This window comes from Clostridium sp. UBA1056 (assembly GCA_002316385.1).
Classification (GTDB): domain Bacteria; phylum Bacillota; class Clostridia; order Clostridiales; family Clostridiaceae; genus Clostridium_J.
The window spans coordinates 1-12,527 of record DCDL01000066.1 but is presented as its reverse complement, the minus strand read 5'-3'; the positions used below and the strand labels follow the sequence as shown (position 1 = coordinate 12,527).

The 12,527-nt window shown below is 28.8% G+C and carries 11 protein-coding genes and 1 other annotated feature; of the genes, 8 read left to right on the top strand and 3 right to left on the bottom strand.

Features of this window, described 5'->3' with window-relative positions:
* Positions 1-34: 34 nt before the first annotated feature.
* Positions 35-1,351: a hemolysin family protein gene (locus tag B3W71_RS19100; RefSeq protein WP_346890528.1), complete on the bottom strand. Its 1,317-nt coding sequence runs from the start codon at positions 1,349-1,351 to the stop codon at positions 35-37.
* 506 nt (positions 1,352-1,857) lie between these two features.
* Positions 1,858-2,093: a binding site (T-box leader), on the top strand.
* A gap of 125 nt (positions 2,094-2,218) precedes the next feature.
* On the opposite strand from B3W71_RS19100, the gene epsC reads away from it, so the two are divergent.
* The 3 genes from epsC (at position 2,219) to B3W71_RS19085 (ending at position 4,446) form a co-directional block, all read left to right on the top strand.
* Positions 2,219-2,740, top strand: a complete 522-nt coding sequence (gene epsC / locus B3W71_RS19095; protein WP_346890527.1) for a serine O-acetyltransferase EpsC — start codon at positions 2,219-2,221, stop codon at positions 2,738-2,740.
* A 37-nt stretch (positions 2,741-2,777) separates the two neighbouring features.
* Positions 2,778-3,707: a cysteine synthase A gene (cysK, locus tag B3W71_RS19090; protein WP_346890526.1), complete on the top strand. Its 930-nt coding sequence runs from the start codon at positions 2,778-2,780 to the stop codon at positions 3,705-3,707.
* 154 nt (positions 3,708-3,861) lie between these two features.
* Positions 3,862-4,446: a hypothetical protein gene (locus B3W71_RS19085; protein WP_346890525.1), complete on the top strand. Its 585-nt coding sequence runs from the start codon at positions 3,862-3,864 to the stop codon at positions 4,444-4,446.
* A gap of 417 nt (positions 4,447-4,863) precedes the next feature.
* Here the strand turns inward: B3W71_RS19085 and B3W71_RS19080 are convergent, their stop codons facing one another.
* Together B3W71_RS19080 and B3W71_RS19075 are read right to left on the bottom strand one after the other, a co-directional pair.
* Positions 4,864-5,718: an ABC transporter permease gene (locus B3W71_RS19080; protein WP_346890524.1), complete on the bottom strand. Its 855-nt coding sequence runs from the start codon at positions 5,716-5,718 to the stop codon at positions 4,864-4,866.
* Complete coding sequence (locus B3W71_RS19075) at positions 5,715-6,629, bottom strand: ABC transporter ATP-binding protein (RefSeq protein WP_346890523.1); 915 nt, start codon at positions 6,627-6,629, stop codon at positions 5,715-5,717. The genes B3W71_RS19080 and B3W71_RS19075 overlap by 4 nt, the downstream gene beginning before the upstream one ends.
* Positions 6,630-6,805: 176 nt before the next feature.
* Between B3W71_RS19075 and B3W71_RS19070 the strand changes: the two genes are divergently transcribed.
* The 5 genes from B3W71_RS19070 (at position 6,806) to B3W71_RS19050 (ending at position 12,338) form a co-directional block, all read left to right on the top strand.
* Complete coding sequence (locus tag B3W71_RS19070; RefSeq protein WP_346890522.1) at positions 6,806-7,285, top strand: MarR family transcriptional regulator; 480 nt, start codon at positions 6,806-6,808, stop codon at positions 7,283-7,285.
* On the top strand, positions 7,266-9,002 hold the full coding sequence (locus B3W71_RS19065; protein WP_346890521.1) for an ABC transporter ATP-binding protein: 1,737 nt from the start codon (positions 7,266-7,268) through the stop codon (positions 9,000-9,002). The genes B3W71_RS19070 and B3W71_RS19065 overlap by 20 nt, the downstream gene beginning before the upstream one ends.
* The gene (locus tag B3W71_RS19060) at positions 8,992-10,737 is read left to right on the top strand and encodes an ABC transporter ATP-binding protein (RefSeq protein ID WP_346890520.1); all 1,746 of its coding nucleotides are present in this window, start codon (positions 8,992-8,994) and stop codon (positions 10,735-10,737) included. The genes B3W71_RS19065 and B3W71_RS19060 overlap by 11 nt, the downstream gene beginning before the upstream one ends.
* 16 nt (positions 10,738-10,753) lie before the next feature.
* A complete protein-coding gene (locus tag B3W71_RS19055) occupies positions 10,754-11,272 on the top strand; it encodes a hypothetical protein (RefSeq protein ID WP_346890519.1) in 519 nt (172 codons plus the stop codon).
* A 205-nt stretch (positions 11,273-11,477) separates the two neighbouring features.
* Positions 11,478-12,338: a rubredoxin-like domain-containing protein gene (locus B3W71_RS19050; protein WP_346890518.1), complete on the top strand. Its 861-nt coding sequence runs from the start codon at positions 11,478-11,480 to the stop codon at positions 12,336-12,338.
* The last annotated feature ends 189 nt before the right edge of the window (positions 12,339-12,527 follow it).

Sequence of the window (12,527 nt, the reverse complement as noted above, 5' to 3'; positions counted from 1 at the left end):
GTCTATTTATATTAAATAATTATTATATTTTTAATTAATCCTCAGAACTTTTGTTTTTATTTATTATAAGATGAATCTTATCTATTCTTCTATCATCTAAGGCTAAAAGTTTTAGTGTAATATTTCCTATTTCAACTTGATGATTATTTGTATCATTAGGAACAGTTCCAAAGGTTTCAAGGAATAATCCACCTACAGTATCTGCTACTTCTGAATCTAAGGAAAGATCTAAAAAGTCATTCAAGTCGGATATAGTAAGTAATCCACTAACTATATAATTTTCATCATCTACTTTTTCTATTTCAGGTTGATCATCATCATATTCATCAGAAATTTCTCCCATTACTTCTTCAATAATGTCTTCTATAGTAACAATACCTGAAAATCCACCATATTCATCTATTAATATAGCCATATGGTTTTTATTTGCCTGAAGTTCTCTAAATAAACCATCAATAGAATTTGTCTCAGGAACAAAATAAGGTTTTTTCATTATATCCTTAATACAAATATTATCAATACCATTTTCTACTATGTTTGAAAATAAGTCTTTCATATAAAGTACACCAATAATATTATCAAAGTCTTTATCATAAATAGGTATTCTTGAAAAGCTTTCAGTTAAAATGTAATTGATGTTATCTTTAATTTTATCATTTACATCTAGTAGGTATGTTTCAGTTCTTGGTGTCATGATTTCTTTAGCCATGGTATCATCAAATTCAATTATACCATCAATCATTTCACGTTCAATTGCATTTATAGCTCCCTGTTCTTGACCAATCTCAATAAGACTTCGAATTTCTTCTCTTGATACTTGATCTTCCATGCCCTCTGTTTTAATTCCAAAGAGTCTCATTATTAGATTAGTAGAACAAGATAAAAACCATACGAAAGGTCTAGTTAATTTAGAGATAAAAACTATGACTTTTATAGAAAACATAGCTACTTTCTCTGAATTTTGAAGAGCTATTCGCTTTGGAACTAATTCTCCAAGAACTAAAGTTAGGTAAGAGATAAGTAAAGTGGTAACAATTAAAGCTATCTTATTACTGTAAGGTATACCAAATCCAGACAGTGTATTAGCAAAGCCTACAGAAATAGATGTGGCTGCTGAAGCAGATGCAAAGAAACCTGCAAAAGTAATCCCTACTTGAATAGTAGATAAGAAATTATTAGGTTCTTTTAAAATTTTCTGAAGAAGTAAAGCTTTCTTATTACCCTCATCTGCTAAAAGGTTTATTTTTGTTTTGTTTAAAGATACAATTGCCATCTCTGCGGAAGCAAAGAAAGCATTTACTAAAATTAGTAAAAAAATTAGAATAAAACTGCCACTGGGGCTCGCGTCCATTCTTATATTCCCCCTTATTTTTAAATATAGTGAAACTATTATAGCATATTACTTTATTATTAATCAAATTGTAGACTGAATAGTTTAAGGTTAAATATGGTAAAAATATTTAATTTGCTTATTTAAGCTATAGATATATAAGATTTACTCTAACACTTTCTATTCTACTAAAATTATTAATGTGTGAAGTAATAATAACTTTAGTATAGACAGGTTAAATGCTTATTACACTAAATTTAAAACAAATTCTCCTTCTTATAAGGAAAAAGAAGGGGCTTTTGCAAAATATATTACTAATCTTATATAAAATATTGAAGATGCACTTTAATATTATTGTTAGCGAATGCCATTTGGATAAGTAAGAATCTAAATCTTNNCTTATTCAATATTTATTTAGATTAGCTCATTTTGCGAAAGTCCCTGAATTAAATAGATTAAAATTATTTTTAAAAATTAGTTGACTTTTTCAACTATAGGCATATAATAAAGTATAATAATTTAAATACACAAATACATTGAAGAAGGAAAGTAATGTGTAATGAAGATTCAGAGAGAGTATCCATTAGCTGAAAGGATATTTATTGAAGCTACATATGAAGTGCCCTTTGGAGTACGGTACCGAATTAAGTAGGCTATCGCGGTTTTAACCGTTACATTAATAGAGTATGATAGTACTCGAAAAGAGGGTTTAATTTTTTTATAACCAAATAGAGTGGAACCGCGGATATTATCCGTCTCTAAGTTTATCTTAGAGGCGTTTTTTTTATTCTAAAATAGTATGAAATCAAATTAATATAAAATAAATATAATTAAGCACTATATAGATTTGAAAGTTTATAATCTAAAATTTTATGGAGGAAAGTCATTATGAAGTTTTTAAAATCACTTATATATGATATAGATTCGGTTTTTCCAAGAGATCCTGCAGCTAGAAGTAGGCTAGAGATATTATTATTATATCCGCATATAAAGGCAATAATATCTTATAGAATATCTAATTTTTTATATAGAAAAAGATTATTCTTTTTAGCAAGGTTTATTTCTAATATAAGTAGATTCATCACTGGAATAGAAATACATCCAGGAGCTAAAATTGGAAAAGGTCTATTTATTGATCATGGAATGGGGGTGGTAATTGGAGAAACAGCAGAAATTAAAGATAATGTAACTATGTATCATGGAGTTACATTAGGAGGAACAGGTAATGAAAAGGGAAAGCGGCATCCAACCATAGGAGATAATGTAATTATTGGAGCTGGTGCTAAAGTCCTAGGAAATATATATATTGGTAAAGGCACAAAGATTGGCGCAAACTCAGTAGTATTACAATCTACGGAGGAAAATTCTACAGTAGTAGGGATAGCAGCAAAACCTTTAAATAAAAAATAGCATTAAATTTTATTAAAAACAAATGGAGGTATTAATCATGAAAAAAGTTTATAAGAGTTTAACAGAATTAATAGGAAATACACCACTACTAGAGCTTTCAAATTATAACAAAAAGCATAATTTAAAGGCTACTATATTAGCAAAATTAGAATACTTTAATCCAGCAGGAAGTGTAAAGGATAGAATAGCAAAGGCAATGATTGATGATGCAGAAGCAAAAGGAATTTTGAATAAAGAGTCTGTTATCATTGAACCAACAAGTGGAAATACTGGAGTAGGGCTTGCTTCTGTAGCATCGGCAAGAGGATATAAAATTAAATTAGTAATGCCAGAAACTATGAGCATAGAAAGAAGAAGTTTGATGAAGGCATATGGTGCTGAAATTATACTAACTGAAGGAGCTAAGGGAATGAAGGGGGCTATAGCTAAAGCAGAAGAATTAGCGCAAGAAATTCCAAACTCATTTATTCCAGGACAATTTATAAATCAAGCTAATCCAGCAATTCATAAAGCTACTACAGGACCAGAGATTTGGAAAGATACTAATGGAGAAATAGATATTTTTGTAGCTGGAGTAGGTACAGGGGGAACTATAACTGGAGTTGGTGAATTCTTAAAATCAAAAGATTCAAATATAGATATTATAGCAGTAGAACCAGAAGATTCACCTATGTTATCAGATGGTAAAGCTGGTCCTCATAAAATTCAAGGAATAGGAGCTGGATTTATTCCAGATACCTTAAATAAAGATGTTTACGACCAAATTATAAAGGTATCTAATGATGATGCTTTTGCTACTAATAAAGAATTAGCAAGAACTGAAGGTTTATTAGTTGGTATATCTTCAGGAGCAGCTTTAAAAGCGGCTACAGAAATAGCAAGTAAACCAGAAAATGAAGGGAAAACTATCGTAGTATTATTACCAGATACAGGTGAGAGATATTTATCAATTCCAAACTTTATATAGGTGTATTAAGCTAAAGAGAAGGAGAAGTTTCTTATCCTTCTCTTTGTTAATTAAAATTTAAATAATTCGTATTGTATTGTAATAATATTTAATATAACATTATATGTGGAAATAAATGAAAATTTGTTAAATTAGATGTTAGGGGCGAGGTTTGGTGTCAGATAAAAGTGAAAGTGAATTTGTAGTTTTACCCTTAAATGAATTAATAATAAATAATGATGGAAAAACAGGAATACCCTTTGAAATACTAAGAAATGTATTTGGATTTTCTGTAATGGTAAAAGGGTCTCAAGTTTATATTAAGAATGAATCTGAAAAAGTTGAATCCGATTCAAATAAATATATTAGGAAAGAAGGTTCTACAGATAATTTTTTAGAAGACTTTAAAATATTAAAGGAAAAGTTCTCTTTTCAGGAATATTATCAAGGGTCTTTAATATATAGCTCAAACTTAAGAGGGGTTAAACACTATGATGTATTAATTACAGAAAATTCAACTTGGTGTAACATAACCTTAAGAGGAGGCTATAGAAACTACTGCGATTTATCAAGTGATAAAAATATAATAATTCCACTTATGAAGTTTTACTTTCCTAATGATTATGAAAAAATTGTTAGAGATATTTTAGAAAAGGAAACTGTAAGATACAAATGTGATGAAAGAGATGTACTTATAAGAAAAGATTATGATGGAGACACTAAAGAAATTGTATTTTCGCAATTAGGTGGAAGTTTATAAAAATAATAAAAGTATTATTAATAAGATTTTAGTAAGAAATATATATAAAATTATTTATATCCGATATAAAGTTATAAAAGTATTAAGAGTCTTCGTAAAATATTTAAGTTTGAACTTTAATATTATTTCTAGTAAATACTATTTAGATAAGTTGGAATAACTAAATCTTTAATTTAGTTATTCCAACTTACTTTTTCTAATATAATTAGAAGAACCTACTTAGAAAATCTCTTTATTTAGTATTTATGAATGGTAAAATCACAAGCAAAACAACTTGTTTGAGTGTATACGAGCTGTTTTGTTGGAGTTGAATAAATAACTTAGTAAATCAATATTCTGAAACGGCCGAGATGTAATAATATAGGGTATACTCAATATTTATTTAAGATTAGACTATTTTGTTAAGGCACCTTAATTTTATTTATTCTTACGTGATAAGTTCCAAATTGATAGACCATAAAACAATAGGGCAGTAACAATTAAAATAATGATACTAGTAAGAGGGGTTACGGTATAATCATTGAAGCTAAAAGTTACCCCCATGGTTTCATTGAAGTCTGTTAAGTACTGCGCAGGTACATTTTCAAAGGCTATAGCTAACTGCTTTTCCATAATTACTTGCCTAAACAATATTACGGCATGGGATACGGGAAATAATTTTATAATCGTCTGAACAAAGTTAGAAACACTACCGATCGGCAAGTAAATACCAGTTAAAAATCCAATAAGTGTACCAATAATTGTACTTGCAGTTGCAAAGGCATTTTGGCTTTTGAAAAAAGAAACAACAAATAAAACAATAGCGGTATTTGTAAAGGTGGAAAGTAAGATTAATCCAAAGGTTTTAATGATTACAACAGTTGAAAGTATTTCTCCACCGCCGATTATGAAGTATACTTGCACAAGAATAAATGCCACAATGCTCATTATAACACCGATGATATATGAACTGATTACATAGCCAGCTACAAGATGACTTCGTTTAATTGGGGAAGAATAAAAGTCCTTAGAAATTTTTTTGGATTTGTCATCAACTAAAATTCCAAATGAACCCATGGTAGTTGTTACTGAGGTTACAGCTATTAATCCAGCCATAATCCAACAGTCCATTAAAGGACGGGCATTAGATATTTCTGTAAGACTTTTGGTCCAAACATCTCCCAAAAATAAGGCATAAAGACCAATTATGATAAAGACGCTTAGAAGGGAGAAAAATACGGCACTTTTGTCTCGAAAAAACAATTTAATATTTCGTTTAGCAAATGCAATCATTCTCTAATCTCCTTTCCTGTAATTCCAATAAAGGCATCATCCATAGTACCATTGTGAACTTCAAAACCATTTATATGTTTTTTACATTGTTCAATAATAGGAAGGGAGGCCATGGTAGAAGGTATTTTGATGATAAGTCGGTCACCAATCTTTTTATAATTAAGAGAATTTGTTTTTAATATATTTAAAAGGTCAGTCTCATCTTTAGAATAAAGGATTAAAATATCACTAGAATATTTTTCACGCAGTTCTGATGGTGTTCCTTTTGCTGATATTTTTCCGTCATCAATGACAACTACATAGTCAGCAGCTGTAGCTTCCTCCATGTAGTGTGTAGTAAGAAAAATGGTCATGTCTCTTTCGTTTTGTAATTTAAGTATAGTTTCCCAAACATTTTTACGTGTCTGAGGATCAAGTCCTGTTGTGGGCTCATCTAAAAAAAGTATTTTAGGAGTGTTAATAAGGGCTCTAGCTATGTCTGCTCTACGCCTTTGTCCACCAGACAGCTTTCCATAGGGGCGTTTAGCAAAATCTTCGACACCAGTGATTTCCATTGCACTATCCACGGCCTTTGAAAGCTCATCACCTTTTAAGCCATAAAAGCTACCACGTATCTTAAGATTTTCTTTAACGGTTAATAGATCGTCTAATAATCCATCTTGAAATACAGCTCCAATTATAGAGCGGATTTTAGCATCATCTTTTCCTAAGGAAAAACCATTGATGGACACATCGCCTTCATCTGGTTTTAAAAATGTGCAAATAATATCAATAGTAGTTGATTTACCTGCACCATTAGGACCTAAAAATGCAAATAGTTTCCCTTTTTCAACATAAAAATCTATTCCATTTACTGCTTTGATGTCACCATAGAATTTTTTTAGATTTTGTACTTCAATTATTTTCTCCAAGAAAGCACCTCCTTGTTATAAAAAGATCAAATCATATATAATATTATATCATGCATAAAGGGGAATTTTGGAATATAAATGGAATAATATATAATATTATAGTTGACATATCAACCTATTTATTGATATGTTTAATATAGTTGATTTATCAACTATATTATGTAGGGGGTTACACTATGGATGAAACAAAAAGATATATTACCAAAATCGGAAGAGTTGCACAAATGTACACTAATGGTGTTCTTAGTGGAATAAATCTTAGTGCTTCTGAATACATGTGTTTAAGATATATAAGAAAAAGAGAAGGCTTAAGCCAAGAAGAGTTGAGAGGATTGTTATCTATTGATAAGGCTGCAGTGACTCGGTTAGTGAGTAATCTGGAAAAAAAAGGGTATGTAGTTAGGTATAAGGATGAAAAGGACAAGAGAATTAATAGATTATTTCCTACAGAAAAAACTAAAGAGGTAAAGGATATAGCTACAGCCACGGAAACTCATTTCTATCAATGGCTTATGGAAGATATAGATAATGAGGAGAAGGAAATTTTCTTAAAGGTATTAAAAAAATTATATGTAAAATCTAAAATGGAAAGAAGAGCAAACTTCAAAAATATTATTGAAAAGGTGGATGTATTAGATGAGAGCTTTGAAGATTGAGCCTATGGAGGAACCAAATCTTATTAAGAACTATTGGCTAAAAGAAAAAAAAGTAGTAGCTATGATAATATTTTTTGGGATAGCATTCAATGGTGCTACTGTTGTAGGGCCAATACTACAAGGAAATTTAATAGATTCTATATTAAATAAAGAATCCTTAAATATTGTATTTATAAGAATAGCTTTATTTATAGGAGCTATTGCATTTATTCAACTTGCTCGTTTCTTTAAAAGATTTTATGTGAGAAGATTTGCTAATAGTACAAGTGCAACAATGCGTCTTATGATTTATAACAACATAATGAGTAAAAATATAAATGAACTCAGTGATGAAAATATGGGAAACCTTATGACTAGGGTTATTTCAGATGTAGATTTATGTGTTGAAGGTATGAGAAAGGTAACTACAGAGGTTTTTGATACAGGAGTTTTAATGATAGCCTATTTAGTTACTATGATAACTTATGATGCTAAGATTACTCTTATATCCTGTTTATTCATTCCTGTTGCTATGAAATTGGCAGAAGTGCTAAAGGGAGTAATATATAAATATTCTACAGATTATAGAAACGAAAGTAGTGTAGTAACCGATTTAACCTATGACAGTATAGAGAATGCAATTTTATTTAGAATTAATGGATTAGAGGATAAGAATAGAGAAGAGTATTTTCACCATTTAAATGAACTTCAAAGAAAGGCAGTTAAAGCAAGTGTTTTGGAAAATGCTATGCAGCCTGTATATAATGTGATAGCCCTATTAGGAATAATTATAGTTATTTATCTAGGTGGTAATAAAGTAATTGAAGGAAGCTGGACTGTAGGTAATTTTTCCACATATATGGTGATGTTTACTGCAATTACAACGAAAGCTAGTAAAACAGCCAAGCTATTTAATTCAGCCCAGAAATCAAGAATTTCTTGGCTTAGAATTAAGCCTTATTTAAAGGATTATGAAGTAAAGAATACGACTACTGATATTCATAAAAAAGGTACGACCATTCAGGTGAAAAATTTGAGCTTTTCCTATCCTAATAGAGATGTAGAAGTTATTAGAAATATTAACTTTGAAGGTAAAACTGGAGAAATTATAGGAGTTACTGGACCTATAGCTAGCGGAAAATCTACTTTAGGTATAGCACTTCTTGGGATTTATGATTATAAGGGGAGTATAAAAATCGATAATAGAGAATTGAGAGACTATAGTGAGTATGAAAGAAGTGAAATAATATCTTACTTAGGACATAACACTCAACTATTATCTGATACTATCTATAATAATATTACATTAGGAAAGAATAAGTCTATAAAAGAAGTATTGAAGGATGTTTGTTTTAATAAAGACCTAGAGAGTATGGAACAAGGAGAAAACACCTTGGTTGGAAGTAGCGGTGTTAGATTAAGTGGGGGACAACAAGCTAGATTATCTCTTGCTAGGGCTTTATTAAATAAAAATAAAGTAATTATTTTAGATGATCCATTTTCAGCCATAGATGTGAATACTGAAAGTGAAATTATTAATAACTTACGTAGTAATTATAAATACAGTATAATCATAATAATATCTCATCGACTAACTATGTTTAATCAAGTTGATAAGGTAATTATGTTTCATGAAGATAAGAAGGTAGAGTGTGGTACCCATGAAGAGTTAATAAATAAATCTCAATTGTATTCTACTATTTATAAATTACAAAGAGGTGAGATTAGTGAAGGATAGATTAGTTAGTAAGTCCATAAAAAAAGTAATTAAAAATAATATTGGATTTTGTATAATTTTAGTTTTAGTAATCATTGGAGTAGTAGTACTTAGTTTGGTTCCACCTCAACTTTTGAAAGTTATCATAGATAAATATTTGATAAATGAAGTTACAACAGGGTTACTTAGCATAGCAATTATATATTTATTAGTATTAATTTTTATAGGTATACTAGATGTAATAAAGGAAGCTTTTTTAGTAGTTTTAGGGCAAAAAATAACTAAGGAAATACGTAAAGAAATGATGTATAAGTTAGAAAAAGTAAATTCTATGTATTTTTCTAATAATGATTCAGGAGAAGTAGTTTCATTGTTCACAAATGATGTAGATACAATCAACTCTCTATTTACTAATGGAATTATCGGAATGATTATAGATTGCTTTAAAATAATAGGAATATTAATATCCATTTGGATATTTAGTTTTTATTTAGGAATAGTTACATTGATATTAATTCCTATAATTTATCTCATAACTAGAGGTTTTCAGAAACTCATGTTAAAGGCTCAGTTTAGAAATAGAGTTTTAGTTGGAAAAGTAAATAATCATATTTCTGAAAGTTTGAAGAACATAACTATGATTAAAACTTATAGTAAAGAAAAGTATATGGAAGATAAATATGTGGAATATTTAAAAGATAATTTTGAAACTGTAGAAAAAATAAATTATTTTGATTCCGTGTACTCTCCAATTATTCAACTTATACGTGCCGCTGTAATTTCTATCATTGTAATATTATCTTCAAGTCAATTTAACTATATAGGTATTTCATTAGGAATGGTGGCTGCTTCTATAGATTTAATTTCTAATTTGTTTTCGCCTATAGAGAATTTAGGTATGGAATTTCAAGATATACAAAGAGCTATTTCAGGAATAAAGCGTGTGAATGAGTTTTATGAAGAGAGAGAAGAAGAAGATAAAAATAGAAAATTAAAAAAGGAAACATTAATTAGTGATCCTAAATATGTAACTATAGGATTTAATAATGTATCATTTAGTTATACAAAAGGTATAAGAGTATTAGAAGAGATTTCATTTGATATAGTAGCTGGTGAAAAAATAACTGTTGTAGGAAGAACAGGAGTAGGAAAATCAACTTTGTTTAAGCTGATTTTAGGACTAATTAAACCTACAAAGGGTAGCATTACAATAAATGAAGTAGATGTATATAGTATTCCTAATAAAGAAAAAAGAAAGATTTTTGGTTATGTATCTCAAGGATTTACATTTATCGAAGGAAGTGTTAAAGATCAAGTAACACTACAAGATAAGAATATTTCCCAAGAAAATGTAGAAGTAGTAATGAAATTAGTAGGACTACACGATTATGTATTAACTTTAGAAAAAGGGTATGAAACTATGATAGAGCATGACAAGTTATTTTCACAAGGACAAAAGCAACTACTTGCTATTGCTAGAGCTATAGTTATGAATCCACCAATTTTATTATTAGATGAAATAACCGCTAATTTAGATTCAGTCACGGAAGAAAAGGTGGTTTCCATATTACAGAAGATATCAACTACTAGAACAATTTTATCTATATCCCATAGATTATCTTCAATAATCGATTGCGATAAAATAGTTAGAATAGAGAATGGAAGAGTAAAGAATATAGGAACACCAGAAGAGATGTCACAAAAGGATAATTGGTATAGAAGTCATATGGAACTAGAAAAACTAACCTGGAATTAATTAGAGGAGGAATAAGATGAATAACTTATTATATCCAGTGAGTAAAGAGGATTTCAAAAAGTTAGTTGATATAAGATTTGATAATATCAATGAAGGTTTTAATAATTTTAAGAGTGTAATATTAGAAAGTAAAACAATAGAAGAGGCAGAGGAAAATATAATTAAATTTATGGAGGAAACTATAATACTGAATGGAGAGTATAACTCCTATGTAGATTTATATTTTTCTACTCTAGAGGAAGAGAGTAAGGAGAGGTTAATAAAATTACTAGAAGTAGAAGATAAGGAAGTTATGTATAGAATTCAAGAAACATTGAATGAAGACACAATTTATTTTAGATTAACAAGAGAAATTATCCCATTTATAACTAGATTGAGTACAAGGGAAATTTTATTCTGCACTGTATATTTTACTAAATATCCATTTACTATATGGGGAAACTATAATAAAAAATTTCCATGTTTTTTTGATAATGATAAAGTGTTAGAATTATATAATGACATTTCTAAATCATGTAATATTAAAATCATGTAGGTATTTAGTTATTTACCGATGAATAAGAATAATTAAATAGAAAGAATGTATATAAATTTTTATTATTTGAATATTATTAAATAATAAGATTATGAAATTATTACTTAATAATCATTATTGACTAATAGATAAAATAGTAATATTATAAATATATATCTACAATAAAATTGTAGATATAGTATAGGATAAATATGGAGGATATAATATGAAAAAATATATTTGTAAAGTATGTGGATACATATATGAAGGTGAGGAATTACCAAAAGATTTTATTTGCCCAATCTGTGGTGTAGGGGTAGAGATGTTTGAAGAACTAAAAGAAAATAATTTATTTAGTAACTTTAAAGTATTTAATAAGGTCAAAGAAAATGATGTAGTTACATCTTTTTATCTAACTCCTGTAAATAAAAAAGCTCTAAAAACTCATAAAGCGGGACAGTTTATTTCTATAAAACCAATAAGCACAGGGGATAAGTCTAGTGAAGTTAGACAATATACTTTGTCTATGAAACCAGGAGAAGATTTCTATAGAATAAGTGTTAAGAGAGAAGATAAAGGATTAATTTCAAGATATCTTCATGATAATATTAATATAAGTGATGAAGTTGAAATAACAGAACCATTAGGAGAGTTTATATTAAAGGATAGTAATAAACCTTTAGTACTTATAAGTGGAGGTATAGGGATAACACCTATGATGTCTATGTTATATAAAGCTATAGAAGAAGGAAGGAAGGTAAAATTTATTCAAGCAGTATTAAATTCAAATGTTCATACCTTTAAGAAGGATTTAAAAGATTTAGCTGAAAAATATGATAATATAGATGTAGAGTTTTTCTATAGCAACCCATTAGACACTGATAAACTTGGAGAAGATTATCAAGTAGAAGGATATCTTACTAAAGAATGGATTGAACATAATCTATCAAAAGATGAAGAATTCTACTTTTGTGGACCATTAGGATTTATGAAAATGATATATGATGCATTAAAATCTATGGGAGTATCAGATGATTCTATAAACTATGAAATGTTTGGACCATCTGCAGATTTAGCAAAAATGTAATTTTAGGAGATATTTCAAAGATATATTGAAATATCTCCTTTATTTCTTATATCATAAGGATTTTAGTAGTATAATGTTAAGGCATTTTCAAAAAATAAATAAGTCAGAGTGCTCGTCTATTTTGTGTTATCTGATCACTACCCGCTCTAATACTCCCATCGCACTCTGTGAAAGCGATTCGCACCCAAT

Excerpts from the sequence above, each read along its gene's own strand:
- B3W71_RS19100 (WP_346890528.1), bottom strand. The coding sequence starts at position 1,351 with ATGGACGCGAGCCCCAGTGGCAGTTTTATTCTAATTTTTTTACTAATT.
- epsC (WP_346890527.1), top strand. The coding sequence starts at position 2,219 with ATGAAGTTTTTAAAATCACTTATATATGATATAGATTCGGTTTTTCCA.
- cysK (WP_346890526.1), top strand. The coding sequence starts at position 2,778 with ATGAAAAAAGTTTATAAGAGTTTAACAGAATTAATAGGAAATACACCA.
- B3W71_RS19080 (WP_346890524.1), bottom strand. The coding sequence starts at position 5,718 with ATGATTGCATTTGCTAAACGAAATATTAAATTGTTTTTTCGAGACAAA.
- B3W71_RS19070 (WP_346890522.1), top strand. The coding sequence starts at position 6,806 with ATGGATGAAACAAAAAGATATATTACCAAAATCGGAAGAGTTGCACAA.
- B3W71_RS19065 (WP_346890521.1), top strand. The coding sequence starts at position 7,266 with ATGAGAGCTTTGAAGATTGAGCCTATGGAGGAACCAAATCTTATTAAG.
- B3W71_RS19055 (WP_346890519.1), top strand. The coding sequence starts at position 10,754 with ATGAATAACTTATTATATCCAGTGAGTAAAGAGGATTTCAAAAAGTTA.
- B3W71_RS19050 (WP_346890518.1), top strand. The coding sequence starts at position 11,478 with ATGAAAAAATATATTTGTAAAGTATGTGGATACATATATGAAGGTGAG.